This window comes from Pseudoclavibacter sp. RFBB5, assembly GCF_002931555.1.
Classification (GTDB): domain Bacteria; phylum Actinomycetota; class Actinomycetes; order Actinomycetales; family Microbacteriaceae; genus Pseudoclavibacter.
This window is the reverse complement of record NZ_PSTZ01000010.1, coordinates 154,266-179,616: the sequence shown is the minus strand read 5'-3', so window position 1 is coordinate 179,616 and position 25,351 is coordinate 154,266. Positions and strand designations below refer to the sequence as shown.

Sequence of the window (25,351 nt, the reverse complement as noted above, 5' to 3'; positions counted from 1 at the left end):
AGATGAGACTCGCGCGGAACAGATGAGACTCGCGTGGAACAGATGGGCGTGGCCGGGAGGATGCTCGCTACGCGTAGGTCTCGGCGTCGTAGAACGACTGCGTGTAGTCGCTGCTGCTGTGCGTGTTTCCGTATCCCTGGAAAGGCTGAGCGTTGCCGGTCGAGTACTGGGCGAACTCGCCCCGGTACTTCTCGACGTCCTTGAGCACCTCGTTGGCGAGGGTCACGAGCTTGGCGATCTCTTCCTCGTCGCGGTCGATCCACACGAACTTCGGTTCACGGTCGACGACGATGAAGTCCTGGTGTCGCTCCCACACCATGAGCGTGCGCTCGGCGCCGAGCACGTACTGCTGCCACCAGATCTGGCGCATGTAGGACCGGGGGATGCGCTTCCACACCTTGTTCGTGGTCTTGATCTCGGCGAGGAGGATGCGGCCCTCTTCGTCGCAGTGCAGGCCGTCCGGGGTCGCGAGGTGGCTCTTGGACGCTTCGGCGTGGAACAGGAGGCCGCTTGCCGGGATGCCGTGGCGCTCGAGGACCCACCTGGCGATCTCCGGCTCGCGCTGACGTCCGAAGTCGGTGTAGGCGTTTCCGTTGAACGAGTTGCCCATGACCTTGTCTTTGACGACCTGCTTGACCGATGACGGTGTTGCGAGGCGTGCCGCATCGGTGGCCGTGACGCCGTCGGCGCGGGCCTTGAGCCAGGCTGCGCGGTCGTTGGAGTCGGCGAGGACACGCAGGAGGTGCGCGCTCATGGCCTCGACCTCCGGGGTCGCGGGAAGCTCGATGGCGGATGTCTCGGCCGAGGCCGGGCCACGGGCGCGCCATACGCCGACCTCGCTCGCCGAAAGCGGCGTCGTCGCCGGCGCGGTCCTGGTCTCCGAGGTGTAGAAGCGCGGCAGGGACTCCACTCTGGGTGCCGATGTCGGCGCGGGTGCCGATGCGTAGTCCATCAGTGCGGCCGGGCCGTACAGCTCGCGGTCACGGCGGCGCGACTTCGGTGCCTCCTGGGGTTCTCGGAACCAGGACGTCTCGTCGACGTCGTGGCTCGGGCGGAACATGACCATCTGTCTATTGTTTCCCACACCACCGACAGTCGCGGTACCAAGCGCCGATCTCGCCGAAATCTGGTCGGGCTCAGGCCTCCGCCGCACCTGTCGCCATGATCACCGTGGCGAGCGCGCGCGCACCGTGGTCCGCATCCACGTCTTCGACGTACTCCTCCGGCGAGTGGGAGATGCCGCTCGGGTTGCGGATGAACAGCATCGCGGTCGGCAGGTGCGCGGCGAGCACGCCGGCATCGTGGCCGGCGCCGGTGTCGAGCACCGGCGCGTCCGGGAGTGCGCGCTGGAGCGTGTCTCGGAGGCTGGCGTCGAAGGACACGGTGGGGGAGAGCGACTCCTCGACGAGTGTCGCCTCGCATCCCTGCTCAGCGGCCACCTCCGTCGCTCGGGCGCGGATGCGCTCCACGAGGGCGGCGGTCACCTCGTCGTCGGGGTGCCTGACATCGAGCCACGTGTCGACGCGGGAGGCGATGACGTTCGTTCCGCCTGGCACCGGCTCGAGCCGCCCGACAGTCGCTCGGGCTCCTGGCACAGATCGGGCGATCTCCTCGATACCCACGATGAGGCGCGCCGCGGCCACCATGGGGTCGCGGCGGTCGGCCATGAGCGTGGTGCCGGCGTGGTTGCCCTGGCCGGTGAAGCTCACGCGCCAGCGGCCGTGGCCCAGGATGGAGGATCCGATCGCGACGGGGCCCGCGAGGTCGATGAGGCCGCGGCCCTGCTCCACGTGCAGCTCGATGAACGCGCTGAACTGCGCGACCCGAGCGGGGTCGGGGCCGAGGTGCGCTGGGTCGAAGCCGGCCTCGGCGGAGGCCTCGGCGAAGGTCGTGCCGTCCGCATCCCGAAGCGAGCGCGCGCGGTCCGGGTCGATGGCGCCCGTGAGGAGCCTTGACCCGAGGCAGGCGACGCCGAAGCGTGACCCTTCCTCCTCGGGGAAGACGGCGATCGCGACGGCGACGCTCGGCGCGCGCCCTTCGCTGCGCAGCAGGTCGATCGCGGCGAGGGCCGCCGTCACGCCGAGGGGCCCGTCGAACGCACCGCCGCCCGGGACGGAATCGAGGTGGCTCCCCGTGATGAGCGCGCCGGAGCGGTCGCCGTCTGGTCGGTCCCACCAGGCCCAGATGATGCCGTTGGCGTCGACCTCGATGTCGAGGCCTCGAGCCTGGGCTGCGGCGAGGAACCATTCGCGCAGCTCGAGTTCTGGATGCGAGTAGACGGGCCTGCTGTAGCCGCCGCGCGTTCGATCGCGGCCCAGGTGCTCGATCTCGCGCATGAGCGATGAGACGCTCGTCGGCTGCTGGGCCCTGCTGGTCGCTTCCATGCTCTCCATGATGCTCTCCCCGTTCATGCGCGTGCACCGGCCTGGGCCGCGACGCGGAATTCGGCTGGCACGCTTCCGGCTCCCGTGAGCACGTCGGCTGCTAACTCCCCGAGCAGCGGGGCGAACTTCCCGCCGTGCCCGGAGCAGGCGGAGACGACCACGAGGTTGTCGACTCGGTCGATCACGAAGTCCTCTGTCGGCGTCGTCGTGAAGAGGCAGGTGGTCTCCGCGTAGGGTTCCGGCTCCACGCCTGGCAGGAACGCCTCGGCGTAGGCGACGAGCGCGCGCCGATTGGCCGCATCCACGACCCCGTCCTGCCCGAGCGCAGAGTCGATGACCTTGCCGCCGTTGAACTGCGCGACCTTCTGCCCCCGCCAGTCCGCGTCCCGGCCACCGGGGAGTCCGTAGGTCTGCAGCTCGCGCGACTTGAAGATGAAGGTGGGCCAGGGGTCGGCGTCAGCCCCGGCGTCCCCCGCCTCGCGGTAGGGGAAGTGGTACGCCTGCTCCTGCCGCACCTCGAGCGCTGGGAACTGGTCGAGGAATGCGCTCGGCAGTGAGAGCTCCCCGAGGAGTGCGGGGAGCCAGCCGCCGGCAGCGACCACGATCGCGTCCGCCTCGGCGATCTCGCCGGCCGCCGAGTGCACGCGGTAGCCCGCGCCTCGGCGCTCGACTCGAGCGACTGGCCACGAGGTCCGCACCTCGAGCCTCCCGGTCGCGGACGCGGCGGCCAGCATCGCGTCCACAGTGCCGCCCGCGTCGAGCACGCCGGCCCCAGGGTGCCAGAGCACGTCGGTCTCGAAGCGGAACTGCGGCCAGCGCGCACGCGCCTCACCTGCGCTGAGGAGCTCGTGCTCGACGCCAGCTGCCTCCAGCACGGTCGCGAGGCCGGTGGGGTTGCGGATGTCGCCGTGGTCGAGCGCACCCGTCGGCCGGATGAGCTGGGTTCCGGTCGTGCGCTGCAGCTGGTCCCACCCTGCCTTCGAGCGCACGACGAGGTCGGTGTACGTCTGCTCGGGATACGCGTAGCGGAAGATGCGCGCGGACCCGTGAGAGCTGCCGTGCTCGTTGGCGGGCGTCGTGCGCTCGAGCACGGTCACGTGGTGCCCGCGCTCGGCGAGCTGCCAGGCCGCTGCTGCGCCCGCGAGTCCCGCGCCGATGACGATGGTTTCGGTCATGTCCGCTCCTCGGGAGGTGGTCCGGATGCTGCTGTGCTTCGATTACCCCACTCACAGGGCGCCGCGTCCAATATCATTGAGGGACACTTTGATAGCTCTCTCGAATGGATCTCATGGAGCTCCGTCAGCTCAGGTACTTCGTCGCCGTCGCCGACGAACTGCACTTCGGTCGCGCCGCCGCGAGCCTGCACATGACCCAGCCGCCCCTGACAGTCGCCGTGCGCAGGCTGGAAGACGAGCTCGGCGTGCAGCTCTTCGAGCGCACGACTCGCAGCGTCTCGCTGACGGCGGCCGGTCGCACGTTCCGTCAGCGAGTCGGCGTGGTCCTCGAAGACCTTGACGTCGCGGTGGTCGACCTCGGCGACGTCGCGGCCGGGACCGCGGGCAGGCTTCGCGTGGGATTCGTGAGCTCCGCGAGCTACAGCGTGCTGCCAAGGGGCTTGCAGGCGTTCCAGGAACTCAGGCCGCGCATCCGCCTCGAGCCTCGGTCGCTCACGAGCGCTGAGCAGATCACGCTCCTGCTCGAGGGGGAGCTCGACGTGGGGATCCTGCGCGACCCCCTTTCGGTGCCCGGGCTGCGTACGACCCTCCTTGAAGGCGAGGACTTGGTCGCGGTGCTTCCGGCGGGGGACCCGCTCGCCGCAGAGTCGACCGTGGCACCCGCGAGCTTTCACGAGAAAGAGGTTGTGCTCTTTCCCTTCGAGCTCATGCCCGGCTTCGTGTCCGCCGTCATGTCCTGGCTCGGGGAAGCGCAGGCCGTGCCGCGCATCGTGCAGAGCGTCATCCACCAGGAGACGGTGCTCGGTCTCGTCGCAGCTGGCGTCGGCGCATCGATCCTGCCCGCGTCGGTCGCGCGCTTCCACATGCCAGGAGTGATCACGCGCCCCCTGCTGGGGTCGCCTCGAACCGAGCTCCACGCGGTGGAAGCTCAGCGCTCCCACCCGAGCGCGCACCTGCTCGTCGACAGCCTCCGCGGACCGCGGTGACGGAGTGCGCGACCCGCGTTGACGAGATGCCCACGAGGATGTACTCTTACCGAAGCCCAAGACCGCAGGTCTTCGTTGTGCGTGAGAACGTACACGAACGAAGAGTTCGCAAGAACGTCCCGCGCAGGTGTACGAAGCAAAGTTGTCGTGCGAGCAATCGCATCCTCTCCGCTCCGGCCATCTGCGGCCGGAGCGTTTTTTGTGTGTTGTGCATCGAAGATGCGCCTGCGGTGCGTGAATGACAAACGTGATTCACGTGCAAGAGAGAGAGGAGTGCCATGGCGACCAAGGAAGCAACTGTTGCCGAGCTTCAGGACTTGTTCCAGAACTCGACCGCCGTCCTGCTGACTGAGTACCGCGGTCTCACTGTTGCGCAGCTCAAGACGCTGCGTCGCACGATCGGTGAGCACGCAAGCTACGCCGTGGTGAAGAACACGCTGACGAAGATTGCGGCGAACAACGCCGGAATCACCGCGTTCGACGACGAGCTGGCCGGACCGAGCGCAATCGCGTTCGTGCACGGCGACCCCGTCGCAGTCGCGAAGAGTCTTCGTACCTTCGCCAAGGACAACCCTCAGCTGGTTCTGAAGGGCGGTTTCTTCGACGGAAACGCTCTCAGCGCAGAAGAGGTCAACAAGCTCGCCGACCTCGAGTCCCGCGAAGTTCTGCTCGGCAAGCTTGCCGGCGCCTTCAAGGCCTCGCTGTTCGGTGCCGCATACCTGTTCACCGCGCCTGCAGCCAAGGCTGTTCGCACGGTCGAGGCATTGCGCGAAAAGCAGGAGTCCGCGAACTAGTCCTCCGGGATCTCGCGGCTAGAACAACACACAAGGAGAAAACACATGGCAAAGCTCACGACTGACGAGCTCATCGCAGCATTCAAGGAGCTCACGCTCATCGAGCTCTCCGAGTTCGTCAAGGCGTTCGAGGAGACCTTCGAGGTCACCGCTGCTGCTCCCGTTGCAGTTGCAGGCGTTGCTGCTGCAGCAGCTGACGCACCCGAAGAGGAGGAGAAGACGGAGTTCGACGTCATCCTCGAGGGTGCTGGCGACAAGAAGATCCAGGTCATCAAGGAGGTGCGCGCCCTCACGAGCCTCGGTCTCGGTGAGGCGAAGGCACTCGTTGACGGCGCTCCGAAGCCCGTTCTCGAAGGCGTCAACAAGGAAGCTGCTGACAAGGCAAAGGACGCCCTCGAGGCTGCCGGCGCTTCGGTGACCGTCAAGTAGTCATCCCGTAGCTGTTCTTCGCGGCGTGTTCCGACACGCCGAAGGAACTTTTTTCACGAGGCATCGCATCCGGTTTCCGGATGCGGTGCCTCGTTCCGTTTCCCCGGGAAATCCCTGTTGAAGATGCGATTTCTGAGGTCAGTGTGACGAATGTGACTGGTGTGTCGACGGAGAATCGCGACTTTCCGCGTGTCGCTTGACCCGTTTTCAGCCTCGACGGACAATAATCCGCCGTGTTAGCGTCCCTTCATGCTTTCCGACACCTTCAAGAGCGCTCGCGCTCGCACCACGGCCCTCGTCATCGCCTTCGGCGTCGTTGCCGGTGGAGTCGCCGTCACGGCAGCGCCCTCGTTCGCCGCGAACGGCGACCAGGTAGACGCGAGCGTCGATGGTGAGACCAGCACTGCATCCGCATCGGTCTCTGCGGACTCGATCTCCGCTGATACCCCCGGCCTCACGGTCACCGGCTCGGGATTCACGCCGGGCAACCTCGTGTACGTGCGAGTCGTCGGACCAGAGGGCCAGACGAACTGGTCCTGGGGCACCGAGTCACACGAAGTCGACGCGTCGGGCGCCGTCAGCGCCGAACTGACCAGCGACGAGGACTGGAGCGAGGGCGACTACTCGGTTGTGCTCTTCGAGTCGGACGACGTGCAGGCCTCCACGGCCTTCTCGGCAGCGGCTCCTACCGAGACCTCGACGCCTGAGCCCACGGAGACCGAGACGGCCACACCTGAGCCCACGGAAACCGAGACGGCCACACCTGAGCCCACGGAGACCGAGACGGCCACACCTGAGCCCACGGAGACCGAGACGGCCACACCTGAGCCCACGGAGACCTCCACGGAGACGCCAGAGCCTACGCTCACCGAAGAGCCGACGCTCGAGCCGACCGAGACGGCGAGCGTCCCGCCCACAGCCACCGAGACGATGACTCCGGAGCCGACGGAGACCGAAGCGCCCATCGCTGCGCCGGCCGTCGCCACCGAGCAGGCCAGCTACACGCAGGAAGAGGCGGCCGAGGGCATCACCTACGTCGCTACCGGCTTCACTCCCGGTGTCGAGCTCGGCCTCACGTTGCTGCTTCCAGACAAGACGACGGCGGAGTTCGAGTCGGCCGAGCCGATCGTTCCGGATGCGGATGGCAACTACGCAGGAATCATCACCTACGACGGTGCCTGGGTTGCCGGCGACTACGGCATCACCCTGACGAGCATCAGCCCTGCCGCTGGCGAGGAGACCGACGCTCCGGCGGCCGACTCTGCGCGAGGCGTGCCGCTGATCGTCCAGGAGGAGTCCGACCTGACTGCCCCGGCGGAGTCGTCCGCGGCGGTCGAGCTCGAGGCCGATGAGCCGGCAGAGGAGCAGACGGCAACGACGTCCTTCGCCGTCACCGGTGAGACGCCCGCGACTTCCGAGACTTCCCCGAGCTCGACTGCCGCGCCGGCTGGCAACGGCGGTACCGGCAACGCGAGCGGGACCGCGGACACCAAGGGCAAGGCCCAGAGCAAGTCCCTCGCCACGACGGGCGCTGAGGATGCGTTCGGTGCCGCTGGCATCGGCCTCCTGGTCCTTGGGCTCGGCGCGGCGGCCGTCACGGGAGCGCGCTTCCTGAGCCGCCGTCGCGAGAGCTGACGACCGCACGACCTGGACTGACGCTGAGCGGGGCTGGCACCATACGGTGCCAGCCCCGCTGCTGCGTTCAGGCCGGGGTGATCTTTCATGATTTTTCAACCAATCGGGAAGAAGTCCCCACATCTGAAACCGGTCCATGTTTGGCCGCAAAAAGCGGCGCTTATCTGGGTTTTCTCCCACGTGCTGCAGTCCTGATCCGGACGAAGCCCACCGAAATCGCGTGGAGCCTTCTGGACATCACCTGTGAGTCAGGCCAGTCTTGGGTTATGGCTTCCTCATTCTCTTCGTCGCGCAAGCGCGCTTCCGCCCTCACGATCGCCTTCGGTGTGCTCGCCAGCGGCGCCGTGCTGACCGCTGCTCCCGCATTCGCAGCGACCACCACGCCGCCAGCAACGCCCGCCGAGACGCCGGCCGCCACCGAGTCGGCGACGCCGACCGAGACGACGACTCCCACCGAGTCGGCCCCGGCCACGACGACCCCGACCGAGGAGTCGACGCCGACGTCGACCCCGGACGAGTCGGCGCCGGCCGAGCCCACCGAGACGGCAGAGGCTCCGGCCGCTGCGGGCGCGGCGACGAAGCCGAGCTTCACGCCGGACGAGGGCATCACCTACGTCCTCACGGGCCTGGCGCCCGAGGCTCCGCTTTCGAGCATCACGCTCACGTTCCCCGACGGAACCGCACAGGCCGTGCCTGCGGGCGCCGGCAACAGCTGGGACGTCGGAGAAGACGGCTCCTACGCCGGCGAGATCACCAACACGGCGCTCTTCGACGAGGGCGACTACTCGGTGACCGTCACCCAGGACTACGTCGACGCTGCTGGCGCTCCCGCACAGAACGTCGTCACGTTCGGCTTCAACGTCGCGGCGGTGTCCACGGGAACGCCCACGCCGACCGCTGAGCCGACCCCGACGGTCGAAGCCCCTGTCGCCTACGCGAACGCGGACAGCTTCCTCCCCACGGACAACATCACGTACACGGCGCAGAACTTCACGCCCGGCCTCGCGCTCGACATCACCGTCGTCTACCCGGACGGCTCCTCCGTCACGGTCGACCCGACCGACGATTCCGTCGTCGCAGAGGACGGCACCTACCCGGGCGTCCTCATCAACCAGTCGGGCGCTGCGCTGCCACTTGGCGAGTACACCGTCACCCTCTCGCAGTCGAGCGGCCTGTCTGCAACGTTCACGTTCCTGATCGCCGAGGCGACGCCTGGCACCACGACGGCGCCCACGTCGACCGCAGCTCCTGCGGGCAACGGCGGCACCAACGCCGGCCACACGACGCCTGAGCTCGCCACCACGGGTGCTGAGGACGTCTTCGGCGCGGCAGGCATCGGCCTCCTCGCGCTCGCGACCGGCGCCGGCGTGCTCGTCGCTCGCCGCATGGCAGCCAAGAAGGCCTAGCAGCTCACCGAGCACTTCGCTGAGAGGGCGTCACCTTCGGGTGGCGCCCTCTTTTGCGCGCTCGCCCCGCATCCGCTCGCCCTGCATTCGCCGGCTCATCACAGACATGCGGGAAGTGCAGCTTCCTCGAGCAGTGAGCATGTCTTGCCCAGATGTATGCGCCGGACGGCGGGCGCATGACGAAAGCCCCGACCGGGGATCCCTGGTCGGGGCTCACGTGCACATGGCGGAGGATAGGGGATTCGAACCCCTGAGGGCTTTCACCCAACACGCTTTCCAAGCGTGCGCCATAGGCCACTAGGCGAATCCTCCACGGGAGCGCCAGGCGCTCACCTCGAAAGAGCATACCGGTTCCCGCGACCGTTCGTGAACGCGAGCGCCGAATTGCCCCAAGAGGGAGGCCCGGCGGGCCCTCCGCTAGAGCTTCTTGACTGCTGAGCCGATCTCTTCTTCGCCGGAGACGACCTCGAACTGCTTGTGGATGCCGGCGTGGCGGTCGAGGAGGGCCGCGATCACCGCTGCCACGTCGGCGCGGGGAATGGACCCGCGTTCGACCTGCTCGCCGACCTTGACGCTGCCCGTGGCGTCGTCGTCGGTGAGCCCTCCCGGGCGGACAATGGTCCAGTCGAGCTTCGCGCTGCGGCCGCGGATGTTGGCGTCGGCTTCGCTCTTCGCGCGGAGGTACACCTGGTAGACGTCGTCCGAGTCCCGGTCGAAGGTGTCCGTGCCGATCGCGGAGACGACGACGAACCTGCGGATGTTCGCGAGCTCGGCCGCATCCGCCGACAGGATCGCCCCGTCACGGTCGAGGGTGAGCTTGCGCTCCGCCGTGCTGCCGGGGCCCGCACCTGCCGCGAAGACGACCGCGTCCACATGCCCCAGCTGCTTCGCGAGGTCCGTTGGCGTGCTCTGCTCGAGGTCGGCGATCACGGGATCCGCGCCGAGCTCCTTGAGGGAGTCGACGTGCTCCGGATTCCGGACGACGCTCGTGACGCGGTGCCCGCGCTGCAGGAGCTGGGTCGTAAGAAGGCGTGCGATCTGACCGTTTCCACCGATGACTGCGATTCTCATGGCAGCCAGTCAAGCTGGTGAGTCTGAGTTCGAGGCCAGCGTTCGCGGCGGGCGATCTGCCAGGGGCACCGAGCTGCCGAGTTCGCCGGAGAAAAGAAAAGACCCCCCGCGCACCCGCCAGAGCCCGGTTACCCTTGCTGCGTTTCCGCCCTGGGGGAGTTGGCCTGGATGGCGCCACGCGAGGAGCCGTCGACCATCATAGCGCGATGGGCGCGAGACGCGAATCCGGTGCATCCGCAATTGGCAGGATCGCGACAGCCCGCTGACTGATCACCCGACTAGCATTGCCAGGCGTGGGGACAAGCATCTACATCACGTCATCAGAGGGTCACTCTGGCAAGTCCGCCGTCGCGCTCGGGGTGGTGAACGCCCTGAGCCGCTCGATCGGGCGGGTGGGTGTGTTCCGGCCCATCGTGCAGAGCGCCGAGGTGCGCGACGACATCCTCGAGCTGCTCCTCTCGCAGCTCGACCCGCAGAACCGCGGTCCGGAGTACGAGTCCGGTTTCGGCGTCACCTACGACGACGTGCATGCCGACCCCGATGAGGCGCTCTCCCGCATCGTCACCCGGTACCGTGCGCTCGAGCGCCGCTGCGACACGGTCGTCATCGTGGGCAGCGACTTCACCGATGTCGGCAACCCGGCCGAGCTGGGCTTCAACGCGAGGGTTGCCGCGAACCTCGGCGCGCCGGTCCTGCTCGTCCTGACCGGCCTCGACGCCGACAAGGGCCAGCCGCGCACCCCGGAGCAGCTCGCGCAGGCGCTCGAGGTGACCCTGCCCGAGCTCGACGCCGCGCACGCGACGCTGCTCGCGATCACCATCAACCGCGCCGACGAGAACGCCACGGAAGAGGTGCGTCGAGCTGTCGCCGAGCGGGCTCTGCGCGAGCTCGGCCACAAGGTACCCGTGTGGGCGATCCCCGAGACGCCGCTGCTCATGGCCCCCTCGCTCTCGCAGCTGCTGGACGCGGTGGGCGGCGAGCTCGTCTACGGCGACCGCGAGCTGCTCGGCCGCGAGGTGCTCGGCATCGTCCTCGCGGGCATGTCGATGCAGAACGTCCTCGAACGCCTCAAGGAGGGCGCGGTGGTCGTCATCGCGGCCGACCGTACCGAGGTGCTGCTCGCCGTGCTCCTCGCGCAGCGCGCCGAGACCTTCCCGTCCCTCACGGGCATCGTCGTGAACGGCCCGTTCGAGTTCCCGCTGGCCATCGAGCGGCTCATCAACGGCCTCAACGTCGAGGTGCCGATCATCCGCACCAACTTCGGAACCTACGACACGGCGCAGCGCATCATGCAGACGCGCGGTCGACTCGCGGCGGCGGGAATCTCGCGCCGCAAGATCGACCTCGCCCTCGCGAAGTTCGAGCAGCACATCCCGGCCATCGAGGTCGTGGCGCTCCTCAACGTGAAGCAGTCGCTGGTCGTCACGCCGCTCATGTTCGAGAACACGCTCCTCGACCGCGCACGCTCGGACCGCAAGCACATCGTGCTTCCTGAGGGCAGCGACGACCGCATCCTCGTCGCCGCCGGCTCTCTGCTGGCCCGCGAGGTCGCCGAGATCACGATCCTGGGTGAGGAGTCGGAGGTGCGTGGCCGTGCGTCCGCGCTCGGCGTCGACATCTCCGCCGCCCACGTGCTCAGCACGAGCAACCCCGACTACGTCGCGCGCTTCGCCGAGGAGTACGCGAGACTGCGCTCGCACAAGGGCGTCACCATCGAGGCCGCGACCGAGCGCGTGCGCGACGTCAGCTACTTCGGCACCCTCATGGTGCACCTCGGCCTCGCAGACGGGATGGTCTCGGGCGCGGCCCACACGACCGCGCACACCATCCGCCCCGGCTTCGAGATCGTCAAGACCAAGGCTGGCGTCTCCGTCGTCTCGAGCGTGTTCCTCATGGCCCTCGCCGACCGCGTCCTCGTGTACGGCGACTGCGCCGTGAACCCGGACCCGACGGCGGAGCAGCTCGCCGACATCGCGATCTCCTCGGCTGAGACGGCGAGCCAGTTCGACATCGCGCCTCGCGTCGCCATGCTCTCCTACTCGACGGGCGAGTCTGGCTCCGGAGCCGACGTCGACAAGGTGCGCACGGCGACCGGCATCGTGCGCGAGCGCATGCCAGAGCTGCTCGTCGAGGGTCCGATCCAATACGACGCGGCGACGGATGCCGCGGTCGCGAGCAAGAAGATGCCGGGCAGCCAGGTGGCCGGCCGCGCGACGGTCTTCATCTTCCCCGACCTCAACACGGGCAACAACACGTACAAGGCAGTCCAGCGCTCCGCCGGCGCCGTGGCGATCGGCCCGATCCTGCAGGGCCTCAACAAGCCCATCAACGACCTCTCCCGCGGTGCGCTCGTCTCCGACATCATCAACACCGTCGCCATCACCGCGATCCAGGCGCAGGGCTCGTAGAGCCTCTGCCGCACGTTCTGCCCGCTTCCCGCGGGTCTCGAGAAAGGGTGCCCATGAGCATCGTCCTGGTCATCAACTCCGGCTCGTCGTCCTTCAAGTACCAGCTGATCGACATGGACCGCGAGGAGACGCTCGCGTCCGGCCTCGTGGAGCGCATCGGCGAGGGCGTCGCGAGCGTCACCCACAAGACCGGGGGAGCGACCTTCACCCGCGAGGCGGACATCCCCGACCACACTCGTGGCTTCGAGGCGATGCTCGAGGGGTTCGAGGAGCACGGGCCGAGCCTCGCCGCGTTCCCGCCGGTGGTCGTGGGTCACCGAGTCGTGCACGGCGGGCGACGCTTCTTCGACGCGGCCGTCATCGACGGCAAGGTGCTGCAGGACATCGAGGACCTCATCCCGCTCGCTCCGCTCCACAACCCCGCGAACCTCGAGGGCATCATGGGCGCGCGCGACGTGTTCGCGCAGACGCCGCACGTCGCGGTCTTCGACACCGCGTTCCACACGACCATGAGCGAGGCCTCGTCGTCGTATGCGCTGGATGCGGAGGTCGCGAAGGAGCACCGCGTGCGCAAGTACGGGGCGCACGGCACGAGCCACAAGTTCGTGTCCGAGGAGACGGCACGCTTCCTGGGGCGCGACCTCGCCGACCTCAAGACGATCGTGCTCCACATCGGCAACGGCGCGAGCATGTGCGCGGTCGATGGCGGGCGCTCCGTCGAGACGAGCATGGGCATGACGCCGCTCGAGGGGCTCGTCATGGGCACCCGCACGGGCGACCTCGACCCCGCCGTCCTCGTGCACCTGTCGCGTCGAGGCGGCTACACGATCGATCAGCTCGACGACCTCCTCAACCGCAAGTCGGGGCTCCTCGGCCTCACGGGCTCCGGTGACATGCGCGACGTGCGGCAGAAGGCCAACGCGGGCGACGAGCGCGCGCAGCTCGGCCTCGCGGTCTACGCGCACCGCATCCGCCACTACCTGGGCGCGTACATGCTGCTGCTCGGCGGCGCCGACGCGATCGTCTTCACAGCGGGCATCGGCGAGAACGACGCCAGGCTGCGCGCCGAGGTGCTCGATGGGCTCGAATGGCTGGGCGTGAAGCTGTCACCCGAGCGCAACGAGTCGGCGTCACGGGATGCGCGCCGCATCTCGGCCGACGACTCGCGCATCGAGGTACTGGTCGTCCCCACCAACGAGGAACTCGAGATCGCGCGCCAGAGTCTGGCCGCCATCGCCTGAGCCCGGCTGGCGCGTCGCCCATGCTCGTCCCACCGGAGCGATCGCTGGCAGTGATGGGGTCTGCGGGCAGTGCGATCTCGGCGACGCCAACAGGTGGTGGCGGGACAACGCGGGATGTCGGTGGTGCCGTCTACGATGGAGCGCATGGCCACAGCCCTGTACCGCCGCTATCGGCCTGAGAACTTCGCCGAGATGATCGGGCAGTCGCAGGTCACCGAGCCCCTCATGACCGCGCTCCGCACCGGTCGCGTCAACCACGCCTACCTCTTCTCCGGCCCACGCGGGTGCGGCAAGACGAGCTCGGCACGCATCCTCGCCCGCTGCCTGAACTGCGCCGAGGGGCCGACCGACACCCCGTGCGGCGTCTGCCAGAGCTGCGTCGAACTGGCGCGCGATGGCGGAGGCTCGCTCGACGTCTTCGAGATCGACGCCGCGAGTCACGGTGGCGTCGAGGATGCGCGAGAGCTGCGCGAGCGCGCCATCCTCGCGCCGAGCCGCGATCGCTACAAGATCTTCATCATCGACGAGGCCCACATGGTGACCTCGGCCGGCTTCAACGCCCTGCTCAAGGTCGTCGAGGAGCCGCCGGAGCATGTGCGCTTCGTGTTCGCGACGACTGAGCCCGAGAAGGTCATCGGCACGATCCGCTCGCGCACGCATCACTACCCGTTCCGGCTCATCCCGCCGGCCCTCATGCTCGAGTACGTGGAAGAGCTCTGCACGAGCGAGGGCGTCACGGCTGAGCCCGGCGTGCTCCCGCTTGTCGTGCGCGCGGGCGGTGGCTCGGCGCGAGACACGCTCTCGCTGCTCGACCAGATCATCGCCGGTTCCGAGACGGGCCTCCTCGGCTACCAGCGCGCCGCCGCGCTGCTGGGGTTCACGGGCCAGGAGCTGCTCGACGAGTCGATCGACGCCTTCGCCGACGCAGATCCGGCAGCGGCCTACACGGCCGTCGACCGCGTCATCCAGTCTGGCCAAGACCCGCGCCGCTACGTCGAGGACCTCCTCGAGCGTCTGCGCGACCTCATCGTCGCCAAGGCCACAGGGCCAGGCGCCGGAGCGGTCCTGCGCGGCCTCGGGGCGGACGAGGTCGAGGCCCTGCGCGTGCAGGCCGGCCGGTTCTCGCCCGCCGCACTCACCGGCATCGCCGACCTCGTCAACGAGACGCTCACCGAGATGAGCGGCGTCACCTCGCCGAAGCTCCACCTCGAGCTGCTCGTCGCGCGCATCCTCGTCGCGTCGCGCGCTGACTTCATCGACAGCGGCACGCTGCTCGCGGTGGCGGATGCGCCAGGCACGTCGCCGATGCGACTCGCGGCTGGCGCTTCCGCTTCCGCGCCCGCGCCCGTGTCCGAGGTTGCCGCGCCCGTCCAGGAGCCCGCGCCCGCGTCGGCTCCGCCGCCCTCCTCGGAGCGACAGCCCGAGACCCCGCGCGCGCCGCGTGTCGGGCAGGCTGCCGACTCGGTACCGAGTGAGCGCCAAGCGCCTCCCGCCGCTCCGGCGGCTCCTTCGGTCCCTTCTGCCGCGGAGCCGGACACCGCCTCCGCCGCGCGCCTGGCCGCCGCATCGTGGGCCGCGGCGACTCCCGGCTCCGGAGTTGCACCGGCAACGCCTGCACCGGCCCCGACCGTGTCTGCGCCCGAACCGGTTGTCCTCGCTCCGGGCAGCAGCGAAGCGCCGACCGACGCCGACGCTCCGGCCGAGGACGAGACCGTCGCCCCGCCCGTCTCGGACTCTGCCTCGGACGGCGCGCCTGCGTCGGACGTCGAGGCGCCATCCGGAACCGCATCGGCGCCGGAAGTCGAAGCTGCCGAACTCGAGTCAGCGCGAGACCTCTCGTCAGCAGCGGGATCCGCCCCGGATCCTGAAGCCGCGTCAGTGCCGGAACCTGCGTCTGCTCCTGACGTCGCATCGGCGCCGGAACCTGCACCTGCGCCAGAGGCGGCGCCCGGCCCTGCCGCCGACTCTGCTCCGGTCCCGCACGCCACGGCGGCACGCGCATCCGCTGAGCCACCCGTCTTCGCGCAGCTGCGCGACGCCTGGCCCACCCTGCTCGAGCGCATGCGCGACCTCGGCGGCACCCACGCGTGGAGCGTCGCGCAGTCCGTGCACCCGCGGGATCTCGTCGGCGACCTGCTCGTCTTCGAGGTGCCGTCCCGCGCCGTGCTCGACCAGTTCCGCGGCGAGCGAGGCGCAACCGACTCCCCGAGCGCCGTGCTCCGCACCGCGATCAACGAGATGTTCGGCATCACCGTGAAGTTCCAGCCGCAGCGTCCTGGCGGGGCAGCGACCAGTGGGGCGGGCGGCGCGCAGGCGCCCAACCGCACCGACGAGCCCGCGCCAGCCCCCGCGGAGCCCGACCCGGCGCGAGGCCAACAGTCCGACGCGGCCCGCGCGCAGGGAGCGTCTGGGGACGCGACGGCGCCTCGGCCGCAGACCGGGCAGTCCGCGCAGCGTGAGCGCCCTGCAGTGACCCCGGCGACGAACGCGAAGACACCCGCCTCGCAGGCTGGGCAGGCCACTGCGGCTCCCTCGGCCCCCGGCTCCTCGAGCGGCCTGAACTGGACCGTCGCGAAGATCCCCGGCCAGGAATCCCTCCCCGACGACGGGCCGGGCTCCGGATGGGCGACCGCCGCGATCCCGGGGTCGGGGACCGCGCAGGGCGTGGCCTCCGCGACGCGGACACCCGCAGCATCCGCGCCAGCTGCAGCCGCCGTGGCCTCGGCACCCTCCGAGACACCCGTCGCGACACCGACCGCAGCAGCCGACGAAGCCCAGGCCCCCGCGGCGCCGCCCGCCCCGAAGCGCACCCAGCGCGTCGCGAGCGCGCCCGTCATTCCCGGCGTCGAGCGCTACGGTGAGGCGATCGTGCGCGAGCGACTCGGTGCCCGCTTCATCGGCGAAGACATCATCGTGCCCGAGCCCGAAGCGGTCGAGCTGCCACCCGAAGACGACTTCTCCGCACCACCACCACCTGAAGACGGCGGTTACTGAGCCGTGTCTGCAGCATCATCCGAAGGCCGGGGACTCTGACCCATGTATGAAGGCATCATCCAGGACCTCATCGACGAACTCGGTCGGCTGCCAGGCGTCGGCCCCAAGTCCGCGCAGCGCATCGCGTTCCACATCGTGCAGACGCAGTCGTTCGATGTGTCGCGGCTCGCGCAGATCCTCGCGACCGTCCGCGAGCGGGTGCAGTTCTGCACCGTCTGCGGCAACGTCAGCGAGGGCCCGGAGTGCAACGTGTGCCGCGACCCGCGCCGCGACCGCACCGTCATCTGCGTCGTCGAGGAGCCGAAGGACGTGGCCGCCATCGAGCGCACCCGCGAGTTCAGCGGGCTCTTCCACGTCCTCGGCGGCGCCATCAACCCCATGGAGGGCATCGGGCCCGACGACCTGAACATCCGCACCCTCCTCGCCCGGCTCGAGTCCGGTGAGGTGAAGGAGGTCATCGTCGCGACCGACCCGAACCTCGAAGGCGACGCCACAGCCTCCTACCTGAGCAGGCTCCTCACGAGCATCGGCGTCCCCGTGTCGAGGCTCGCCTCCGGCCTCCCCGTCGGGGGCGACCTCGAGTACGCGGACGAGATCACCCTCGGCCGCGCCTTCTCCGGACGCCGCGCCATCGACTGACCGGCTCACGACACCCGCCGCCCTCACCGACCACCGGGATGTCGCCACTCGGTCACGGGCCTGCAATCAACGGAAACGAACGCGGCCCGCGCTAGGAACGGCATGCCCCCGCCGGATAGGATGGGAGCTTGTGGCGCGCGGGCACAGCTCGACGCGCATCCTGAACCGGAGGAGACAAGACACGTGAGTCTGATCGTCCAGAAGTACGGCGGATCATCGGTCGCGGATGCTGAGAGCATCAAGCGAGTGGCCCGCCGAGTAGTCGAGACCCGCAACGCGGGCAACGACGTCGTCGTGGCGGTCTCCGCGATGGGTGACACCACCGACGACCTCATCGACCTGGCGCACCAGATCGCGACGATTCCGGATGCACGCGAGTTCGACATGCTCGTCACGACCGGCGAGCGCGTCTCGATGGCCCTCCTCGCGATGGCCATCAAGGACCTCGGCATGGACGCCAGGAGCTACACGGGCAGCCAGGCCGGCATGATCACCGACTCCACGCACGGCGACGCGCGCATCGTCGACGTCACCCCCGTGCGTGTGCGCGAGGCGCTCGACGAAGGCGCCATCGCGATCGTCGCCGGCTTCCAGGGCTTCAACCGCGACTCGAAAGACATCACCACGCTGGGCCGCGGCGGCTCCGACACGACCGCCGTCGCACTCGCGGCCGCCCTCGGTGCGGATGTCTGCGAGATCTACACCGACGTCGACGGCGTCTTCTCCGCCGACCCGCGCATCGTGCCGAAAGCCCACAAGCTGAACTACATCTCCAGCGAGGAGATGCTCGAGCTCGCCGCCTCCGGCGCGAAGGTCCTGCACATCCGCGCCGTCGAGTACGCACGCCGACAGGGAGTCACGCTCCACGTCCGCTCGTCGTTCTCGGACCACGAGGGCACCATCGTCTACAACCCAGATCGGGCAGAGGAGTACGAAGTGGAAGCAGCAATGATCGCGGGTGTCGCCCACGACCTGAGCCAGGCCAAGATCACCATCGCGGGCGTCCCTGACGTGCCAGGCAAGGCGGCTGCGATCTTCACGATCGTCGCCGAGCAGGGCGCGAACATCGACATGATCGTGCAGAACGTGTCCGAGCAGGACACGAAGGTCACCGACATCTCGTTCACGCTGCCGAAGGCGGACGCGCAGCGGGTGCTCGACGCCATCGCCTCGGAGGGCGAGCAGATCGGCTACGCGTCGCTGCGCCTCACGGAGGACATCGGGAAGATCTCGCTCGTCGGCTCCGGCATGCGCACGAACATCGGCGTCACCGCGAAGCTCTTCACGGCGCTGAAAGATGCCGGCATCAACATCGACATGATCTCCACCTCCGAGATCCGCATCTCGATCATCACGCAGGCCGACCTCGTCACCGAGGCCACCCGCGTCATCCACACCGCGTTCGACCTCGACGGCGACGCCGAGGCAGTCGTCTACGCAGGCACCGGCCGCTGACGCGGCTGAGCAGAAAAGAGCACTCATGAGCACCAAGTTGAACGTCGCCGTCGTCGGCGCGACGGGCCAGGTCGGCGCCGTCATGCGCACCCTCCTCGAGGAGCGCGACTTCCCAGTCGAGAGCATCCGCTTCTTCGCGTCGGCCCGCTCGGCTGGCACGACCCTCCCGTTCCGCGGTGAGGACATCACGGTCGAAGACGTCGCCGTCGCCGATGTCAGCGGCATCGACATCGCCCTCTTCTCCGCTGGAGCCACCACGTCGCGGGCGCAGGCCGAGCGCTTCGCCGCCGCCGGCGCGCTCGTCATCGACAACTCGAGCGCCTGGCGCCGCGACCCCGAGGTGCCGCTTGTGGTCTCCGAGGTCAACCCGGAAGAGATCGTCGCGCCCCCCAAGGGCATCATCGCCAACCCGAACTGCACGACCATGGCCGCCATGCCGGTGCTGAAGGTGCTGCACGAGGCCGCTGGCCTCGAGCGCCTCATCGTGTCGACCTACCAGGCAACGTCCGGCTCTGGCCTCGCGGGCGCCCGCGAGCTCTCCGGCCAGGCCGTCGCGGCTGTCGGCCAGGGCGAGGATGCGCTCCTCGGGCTCGTGCACAACGGCTCGGCCGTCGAGTTCCCGGCCCCCGACAAGTACGTCGCGCCCATCGCGTTCAACGTCATCCCGCTCGCCGGCTCGGTTGTCGACGACGGCACGGAAGAGACCGACGAAGAGCAGAAGCTGCGCAACGAGAGCCGCAAGATCCTCGGCCTCCCCGAGCTGCGTGTGAGCGGGACGTGCGTGCGCGTGCCCGTCTTCACCGGCCACTCCCTGTCGATCAACGCCGAGTTCGCCGAGGCGCTCACGCCCGACCGCGCCCGTGAGCTCCTCGCACAGGCACCCGGCGTCGCCCTCGTCGACGTGCCCACGCCTCAGCAGGCAGCCGGGGCCGACCCGAGCCTCGTCGGCCGCATCCGCCAGGACCAGTCGGTCGACGGCAACCGCGGCCTCGCGCTGTTCATCTCGAACGACAACCTCCGCAAGGGCGCCGCGCTCAACGCGGTGCAGATCGCGGAGCTCGTCGCCGCGAAGGCGTAACCGCCGAGCTCGCACGCACAAGAACGGACGCCCCTCGCGGGCGTCCGTTTTTGCGTTCGCGGCCGTGGTCGGGGTGGACCGTCCCCTGTTTCGGGCGTGGGGCATTCGAAAACAGCAAAAACGGGCGAATGTGCAGGCCGCACCACCCACGTGAAGCGGATGCGCATCCGCCCCCGTCGTAGACTGATTCGGTGACTGATTCACAGAAGATCTACGACGTCGTTCTGATCGGCGGGGGCATCATGAGTGCCACCCTCGGCTCGCTGCTCTCGAAGCTCGAGCCCGAGTGGAGCATCAAGATCATCGAGCGACTCGACGGGCTCGCTCAGGAGAGCTCGAGCCCGTGGAACAACGCAGGCACGGGCCACGCCGCCCTCTGCGAGCTCAACTACACGCCTGAGAAGGACGGCGTCATCGACGCGTCCAAGGCGATCCAGATCAACGAGCAGTTCCAGGTGTCGCGCCAGTTCTGGGCCACGCTCGTCGAGGCCGGCGAGCTGCCCGAGCCGTCTGGCTTCATCAACTCCGTGCCGCACATGACGTTCGTGCGTGGGGCCGAGAACGTCGACTTCCTGCGCCGCCGCTTCGAGCTGCTCAAGACCGAGCCCCTCTTCTCGACGATGGAGTTCTCGGACGACCCGGAGGTCATCAAGGCCTGGGCTCCGACGCTCGTCGAAGGCCGACCGGCAGGCGAGAAGATCGCGGCGACGCGCGTTGCCGCGGGCACCGACGTCGACTTCGGCTCGCTCACCCACAAGCTCGTGCAGGGCCTCGTCGACCGCGGCGCCGTGCTGCGCCTCAACACGGAGGTCATCGCGCTCCGCCAGCAGCGCGACGGCATCTGGCAGATCGCGACGCAGCAGCTCGCTGGCGAGCAGAAGGGCCGCAAGAACGTCACCCGCGCGCGCTTCGTGTTCGTCGGAGCTGGCGGCGGGGCGCTCCCGCTCCTCCAGAAGTCGGGCATCGAGGAGATCAAGGGCTACGGCGGCTTCCCGATCTCCGGACAGTTCCTGCGCACCGACAACCCCGCGGTGGTCGAGAAGCACCTCGCGAAGGTCTACGGCAAAGCATCGGTCGGTGCCCCGCCCATGTCGGTGCCGCACCTCGACACCCGCGTCGTCGACGGCAAGCCCGCCCTCATGTTCGGGCCGTACGCGGGCTTCAGCCCCAAGTACCTCAAGACGGGCAGCTACCTCGACCTCATCAAGTCGCTGCGCCCGCACAACCTCATCCCGATGCTCGCCGTCGCGAAGGACAACTTCGACCTCGTCACCTACCTCGTCGGTCAGGTGCTCGCGAGCAAGGACAAGAAGTTCGAGCAGCTCAAGGAGTTCTTCCCCGAGGCGAACGCCGCCGACTGGCGCCTCATCACGGCCGGTCAGCGCGTGCAGGTCATGAAGAAGGACCCTAAGCGCGGTGGAATCCTGCAGATGGGCACCGAGGTCGTCGCGAAGAAGGACGGTTCGATCGCTGGCCTCCTCGGCGCCTCGCCCGGCGCATCCGTCGCCGTCCCGGTCATGATCGACCTGCTCGGCCGCTGCTACCCCGACAAGAAGGCGGAGTGGGCGCCGAAGCTGGAGGCACTCGTTCCGAGCCTCGGCACCGACGTCAACGCGTCGGCGGAGCTCGCAGACTCGACGCAGTCAGCCAGCGCCAAGGCGCTCGAGCTGAACGCGCACTAGGGGCCTCGGCCGGGGCAACACCCCGGCCCGTCACCGCACGCCACCGAGGCCGTCCCCCACACGCGGGGCGGCCTCGCTGGCGTGCGGAGCGCTGGGGCCTTCGAGCTCTCACCGCGCCAGGGGGTCATGGTGATGTGGGTCTGCGTCGTTGTCGACACCTCATGTGCCAGTCAAGGTGACGTCAGGTCGAAAATGCTGCTTCAGCGGGCGATGTTCGTCGCCTCGTCACCGTGACTGTCCGCGTCGAGCCCGTTCGTGCCGCGAGCCGCTGTGGCGCGGACGCGTTGCTGCGGACACGCGCCACGCGGGCGCAACCGCGGCCACGCGCCACGTGGCTGCGAGCGCTCGGTCAGCCGTGTCTCGCCCGAAGCACGAGGCGCGCGACGACGCCGACGAGGAAGACCGCGAGGGCAGACACCAGGGCGAGCGGTGGCAGGGTGACGACAAGGGCGACGCAGCCCGCGGCGCCGAAGAGCGACAGGGCGCGGGGCGCGCTGCGGTGCTCCCGCGCCTGCGTGAGGGCGCTGAGGTTGGCGACCAGGTAGTAGACGAGCACGCCGGCGCTCGAGAAGCCGATGACCTCGCGGATGTCGCCGACGCAGATGAGCAGGGCGGCGCCGACCGCGACGGCCAGCACCGCGGCTCTCGGCACCGCGGTCGACGGATGCTGCTGCGCCAGCGCACCGGGGAGGTCACCTCGACGCCCCATCGCCATGGCGGTGCGGGAGCTGCCTGCGAGGACGGCCGAGAGCGCGCCGATCGACGAGAAGGCGGCGAGGATGCTGACCGCGGCGACTGCGACGGGCTGGGTTTCGACGAGCGCCGCGATCGGGGCCGGGGTGAGCGCGAGTCTTCCTGGACCGAGCATGGTGAGGAGGACCCAGCCGAGTGCGGCCAGCAGGGCGCTCACGATCACGAACGACAGGAACATCGCCCGCGGGACGGTGCGCCTTGGATGGCGCACCTCCTCGGAGAGCGTCGCGACGCGGGCGTAACCGGCGAAAGCGAAGAACAGGATGCCGGCCCCCTGCAGCACCCCGTGCGCCGAGAACAGGGCATCGTCGCCGCTCGCTGACCCGAACATCGGCGGAGAGACCTGCGCGACGATCATGACGCCGATCAGCCCAGCGATCACCACGCTGCCGATGACCGTCGCGACGGTTGCGGTGCGCGTGATGCCGAGCATCCCGGCCGCCGTGACGGCGAGCAGCACGGCGAGCGCGACCGGCCGGGCGAAGGGCTCGGGCACGAGGTAGGCGGCGGCGGTGATGGCCATGGCGGCGACCGACGCCGTCTTGCCGATCACGAACCCCCAGCCGGCGAGGAACCCCGGCCACTCGCCGAGCTGCTCGCGGCCGTAGAGGTACACGCCGCCTGCTCCCGGATGCTGGCGCGCGAGCTGCGCGGTCGAGGCGGCGTTGCTCGCGGCCACGGCGAGCGCGACCGCGAGGCTCAGGAGGAGCCAGCCGCCCGCAGCCTGTGCCGCCGGGGCGAAGGCGGAGAAGACTCCGGCGCCGAGCATCGCGGAGACGCCGATGGCCGTCGCGCCGAGAGTGCCGATCTTCCTGGGCCCCGCACCTGTCGTCATCCGCTGCCTCACCTCGTCCGTGCCACCGTGCTGTCGAGGTGACGATAGAGGCGGCAGGTGAACGCCGCGCGGCGAGTACGCTCGTGCGATGACCGAAGCTCAGTTCACGATTCGTGCGACGACGCCAGATGACTGGCGGGCGGTGCGGGCGATCAGGATCGAGATGCTCAAGGACACCCCGATCGCGTACACGGAAACCCTCGCGGAGGCGTTCGGCCATGATGAGCGGGAGTGGCGCAGGCGTGGCGCGCGGGGCGCGGCCGCCGACGGCATCTCGCTCGTCGCCGAGCTCGAAGACGGCAGCTGGGTCGGCACGATGGGCTGCGTCTCCTTCAGGGACGAGCCGTGGCCCATGCTCGTGAGCGTCTACGTGGCGGAGGGCTACCGGGGCCCGGCGGCGGGGGTGACGGATGCGCTGCTCGGCGAGGTCGAGGCGTGGGCGTCGTCGCGCGCATCCGGTCTCATGCTGCACGTGCACGAGGACAACGACCGGGCTCGGGCTGCGTACGAGCGGCGCGGGTTCGTCGCGACGGGTTCCACGATTCCGTACCCGCTGAACCGGCGGAAGCGGGAGCTGGAGATGGTCAAGCGGCTCTGACGTCGCACGTCGGCGTCGGCGCCGCGGGGTGGGCGCATGCCGTTGCGTGCGGGTACGATCGACCGGGCTCAGCCCTGAAACGAGGAGGACCATGGCCAAGCTGTACTTCCGCTACGGGGCGATGAACTCGGGCAAGTCGACGGCCCTGCTGCAGGCGGCGTTCAACTACGAGGAGCGCGGGCACCGGGTTGTGCTCGCGAAGCCCGCGGTCGACACGAAGGCCGAGGGCGAGATCGCCTCTCGCCTCGGCATGACGAGGCGCGTCGAGATCCTCGTGGGTGCCGAGGACAGTCCCCGAGAGCAGCTCGCGGCGCTGGTCGCCGACGGGCAGCCCATCTCATGCCTGCTCGTCGACGAGGCGCAGTTCCTGACGACCTGGCAGGTCGACGAGCTGCTGCGCATCGCGGTGCTCGACGGCATCCCCGTGCTCGCGTACGGCATCCGCACCGACTTCCAGACGATCGCATTCCCCGGCAGCCAGCGGCTGCTCGAGATCGCGCACTCGCTGGAGGAGCTCAAGACGATCTGCCGCTGCGGACGGAAAGCGATCTTCAACGGTCGCCGCGTCGCTGGCGAGTTCGTGTTCGACGGCGGCCAGGTCGCGATCGACCAGGGCGAGGTCAGCTACGAGTCGATGTGCGGAAACTGCTACCTCGAAGCGTCGCACGGACGGCTCGGGGCCGGGCGCGTCTAGGTCGTAGCTGACCGGCGCACCCGACCCCGTCGCGTTCATTCCGGGCGAGCGGCTAGGCCTGCTCGCCCAGCTCTGCCCGCAGGATCGCAGCGCCCGCAGCCAGCGCGCTCAGCTTGCCGTAGGCGACGTCGCGCGGCAGGGGAGCCATGCCGCAGTTGGTGCTCGCGATGAGCTTGTCTGCATCCACGAACTGGAGCGCCTTGCGGAGGGTGTCGGCGACCTCTTCCGGCGTCTCGATCTGCTCGCTTGCCACGTCGATGGCGCCGAGCATGACCTTCTTGCCGCGGATGAGCTCGACGAGGTCCGTCGGCACATGGGAGTGGTGGCTCTCGAGCGACACGATGTCGATGGAGGACTTCTGGATGAGCGGGAACGTCCGCTCGTACTGGCGCCACTCGGCCCCGAGGGTCGCCTTCCAGTCGTTGTTGGCCTTGATGCCGTAGCCGTAGCAGATGTGCACGACCGTCTCGGCGCGCAGGCCCTCTGCCGCGCGCTCGAGGGCTGCGACTCCCCAGTCCGCCACGTCGTCGAAGAAGACGTTGAAGGCGGGCTCGTCGAACTGGATGATGTCGACGCCGGCCGCTTCGAGCTCCTTGGCTTCCTGGTTGAGGATGGTCGCGAACTCCCACGCCAGCTTCTCGCGGCTCTTGTAGTGCCGGTCGGAGAGGGTGTCGATCATCGTCATCGGCCCTGGGAGCGCCCACTTGATGGGCTGGTCGGTCTGTGCGCGCAGGAACTTCGCGTCGTCGAGGAAGACGGGCTGCTTGCGGCTGACGGCGCCGACGACCGTGGGGACGCTCGCGTCGTAGCGGTCGCGGATGCGGACCGTCTCGCGGTTCTCGAAGTCGACGCCCTCGAGGTGCTCGATGAACGTCGTCACGAAGTGCTGACGGGTCTGCTCGCCGTCGCTGATGATGTCGACGCCGCGTCGGCGCTGTTCCTGCACGGCGATGCGCAGCGCATCCTGCTTGCCTTCGACGAGCGTTGCGCCCTCGAGCTCCCAGGGAGACCAGAGGACCTCGGGCTTCGCGAGCCACGACGGCTTGGGCAGGCTGCCAACGCTGGCAACGGGGAGGAGGGTGTTCATGATCGTC

General features: G+C 69.0%; 20 protein-coding genes, 1 tRNA gene and 1 other RNA gene. 14 read left to right on the top strand and 8 right to left on the bottom strand.

Translation table 11 applies throughout. From position 1 onward, the window contains the following. Nucleotides 1–67: 67 nt before the first annotated feature. The 3 genes from C5B97_RS15545 to C5B97_RS15535 form a co-directional block, all read right to left on the bottom strand. Nucleotides 68–1,060, bottom strand: coding sequence for a YqaJ viral recombinase family protein (locus tag C5B97_RS15545; RefSeq protein ID WP_258068307.1), 993 nt, complete (start codon nucleotides 1,058–1,060; stop codon nucleotides 68–70). Between the two features lie 76 nt (nucleotides 1,061–1,136). Then, nucleotides 1,137–2,393 (bottom strand): allantoate amidohydrolase, encoded by a 1,257-nt coding sequence (locus tag C5B97_RS15540; RefSeq protein WP_258068306.1) that lies wholly within the window; start codon nucleotides 2,391–2,393, stop codon nucleotides 1,137–1,139. Between the two features lie 14 nt (nucleotides 2,394–2,407). Then, on the bottom strand, nucleotides 2,408–3,559 hold the full coding sequence (locus tag C5B97_RS15535) for an FAD-dependent oxidoreductase (protein ID WP_104312897.1): 1,152 nt from the start codon (nucleotides 3,557–3,559) through the stop codon (nucleotides 2,408–2,410). Between the two features lie 113 nt (nucleotides 3,560–3,672). Here C5B97_RS15535 and C5B97_RS15530 point away from each other — a divergent pair, with 113 nt between their 5' ends. From C5B97_RS15530 to C5B97_RS15510, 5 genes are all read left to right on the top strand, one after another. Next, nucleotides 3,673–4,545, top strand: a complete 873-nt coding sequence (locus C5B97_RS15530; protein ID WP_104313035.1) for a LysR substrate-binding domain-containing protein — start codon at nucleotides 3,673–3,675, stop codon at nucleotides 4,543–4,545. A gap of 278 nt (nucleotides 4,546–4,823) precedes the next feature. Beyond that, nucleotides 4,824–5,339, top strand: a complete 516-nt coding sequence (gene rplJ, locus C5B97_RS15525; RefSeq protein ID WP_104252145.1) for a 50S ribosomal protein L10 — start codon at nucleotides 4,824–4,826, stop codon at nucleotides 5,337–5,339. 45 nt (nucleotides 5,340–5,384) lie between these two features. Continuing rightward, complete coding sequence (gene rplL, locus C5B97_RS15520) at nucleotides 5,385–5,768, top strand: 50S ribosomal protein L7/L12 (RefSeq protein ID WP_104252146.1); 384 nt, start codon at nucleotides 5,385–5,387, stop codon at nucleotides 5,766–5,768. Nucleotides 5,769–6,017: 249 nt separating this feature from the next. After that, on the top strand, nucleotides 6,018–7,403 hold the full coding sequence (locus tag C5B97_RS15515) for a hypothetical protein (protein ID WP_104312896.1): 1,386 nt from the start codon (nucleotides 6,018–6,020) through the stop codon (nucleotides 7,401–7,403). A gap of 266 nt (nucleotides 7,404–7,669) precedes the next feature. Further along, nucleotides 7,670–8,809 (top strand): hypothetical protein, encoded by a 1,140-nt coding sequence (locus tag C5B97_RS15510; RefSeq protein ID WP_104312895.1) that lies wholly within the window; start codon nucleotides 7,670–7,672, stop codon nucleotides 8,807–8,809. 224 nt (nucleotides 8,810–9,033) lie between these two features. On the opposite strand, the gene C5B97_RS15505 is transcribed toward C5B97_RS15510, so the two are convergent. The 3 genes from C5B97_RS15505 to ffs all read right to left on the bottom strand — a co-directional run bounded on the left by C5B97_RS15505 (nucleotide 9,034) and on the right by ffs (nucleotide 10,071). Continuing rightward, nucleotides 9,034–9,121 (bottom strand) — tRNA-Ser (locus C5B97_RS15505). 105 nt (nucleotides 9,122–9,226) lie between these two features. After that, nucleotides 9,227–9,880 carry an SDR family oxidoreductase gene (locus tag C5B97_RS15500; protein WP_104312894.1) on the bottom strand — a complete coding sequence of 218 codons (654 nt, stop codon included), beginning with the start codon at nucleotides 9,878–9,880 and terminating at the stop codon, nucleotides 9,227–9,229. Nucleotides 9,881–9,974: 94 nt separating this feature from the next. After that, nucleotides 9,975–10,071: signal recognition particle sRNA small type (gene ffs / locus C5B97_RS15495), an RNA gene on the bottom strand. Between the two features lie 102 nt (nucleotides 10,072–10,173). On the opposite strand from ffs, the gene pta reads away from it, so the two are divergent. The 7 genes from pta to C5B97_RS15460 all read left to right on the top strand — a co-directional run bounded on the left by pta (nucleotide 10,174) and on the right by C5B97_RS15460 (nucleotide 21,377). Further along, nucleotides 10,174–12,288, top strand: coding sequence for a phosphate acetyltransferase (pta, locus tag C5B97_RS15490; protein WP_104313034.1), 2,115 nt, complete (start codon nucleotides 10,174–10,176; stop codon nucleotides 12,286–12,288). A gap of 53 nt (nucleotides 12,289–12,341) precedes the next feature. Beyond that, nucleotides 12,342–13,529, top strand: coding sequence for an acetate/propionate family kinase (locus C5B97_RS15485; RefSeq protein ID WP_104312893.1), 1,188 nt, complete (start codon nucleotides 12,342–12,344; stop codon nucleotides 13,527–13,529). A gap of 144 nt (nucleotides 13,530–13,673) precedes the next feature. Further along, nucleotides 13,674–16,523 carry a DNA polymerase III subunit gamma and tau gene (locus C5B97_RS15480; protein WP_104312892.1) on the top strand — a complete coding sequence of 950 codons (2,850 nt, stop codon included), beginning with the start codon at nucleotides 13,674–13,676 and terminating at the stop codon, nucleotides 16,521–16,523. Nucleotides 16,524–16,565: 42 nt separating this feature from the next. Beyond that, entirely contained in the window at nucleotides 16,566–17,162 is a 597-nt protein-coding gene (recR, locus tag C5B97_RS15475) for a recombination mediator RecR (protein ID WP_068476612.1), read from the top strand. Nucleotides 17,163–17,345: 183 nt separating this feature from the next. Then, nucleotides 17,346–18,617 (top strand): aspartate kinase, encoded by a 1,272-nt coding sequence (locus tag C5B97_RS15470; RefSeq protein WP_104312891.1) that lies wholly within the window; start codon nucleotides 17,346–17,348, stop codon nucleotides 18,615–18,617. A gap of 25 nt (nucleotides 18,618–18,642) precedes the next feature. Further along, entirely contained in the window at nucleotides 18,643–19,695 is a 1,053-nt protein-coding gene (locus C5B97_RS15465) for an aspartate-semialdehyde dehydrogenase (protein ID WP_104312890.1), read from the top strand. Nucleotides 19,696–19,886: 191 nt separating this feature from the next. Beyond that, on the top strand, nucleotides 19,887–21,377 hold the full coding sequence (locus tag C5B97_RS15460; protein ID WP_104312889.1) for a malate:quinone oxidoreductase: 1,491 nt from the start codon (nucleotides 19,887–19,889) through the stop codon (nucleotides 21,375–21,377). Nucleotides 21,378–21,726: 349 nt separating this feature from the next. Here the strand turns inward: C5B97_RS15460 and C5B97_RS15455 are convergent, their stop codons facing one another. Next, nucleotides 21,727–22,965, bottom strand: a complete 1,239-nt coding sequence (locus C5B97_RS15455; protein ID WP_104312888.1) for an APC family permease — start codon at nucleotides 22,963–22,965, stop codon at nucleotides 21,727–21,729. Between the two features lie 88 nt (nucleotides 22,966–23,053). On the opposite strand from C5B97_RS15455, the gene C5B97_RS15450 reads away from it, so the two are divergent. Both C5B97_RS15450 and C5B97_RS15445 read left to right on the top strand, forming a co-directional pair. Then, entirely contained in the window at nucleotides 23,054–23,563 is a 510-nt protein-coding gene (locus tag C5B97_RS15450; protein ID WP_104312887.1) for a GNAT family N-acetyltransferase, read from the top strand. A 91-nt stretch (nucleotides 23,564–23,654) separates the two neighbouring features. Then, nucleotides 23,655–24,257, top strand: a complete 603-nt coding sequence (locus tag C5B97_RS15445; RefSeq protein ID WP_104252157.1) for a thymidine kinase — start codon at nucleotides 23,655–23,657, stop codon at nucleotides 24,255–24,257. A 52-nt stretch (nucleotides 24,258–24,309) separates the two neighbouring features. Here the strand turns inward: C5B97_RS15445 and C5B97_RS15440 are convergent, their stop codons facing one another. Further along, nucleotides 24,310–25,344 carry a methionine synthase gene (locus C5B97_RS15440; RefSeq protein ID WP_104313033.1) on the bottom strand — a complete coding sequence of 345 codons (1,035 nt, stop codon included), beginning with the start codon at nucleotides 25,342–25,344 and terminating at the stop codon, nucleotides 24,310–24,312. Nucleotides 25,345–25,351 lie beyond the last annotated feature (7 nt).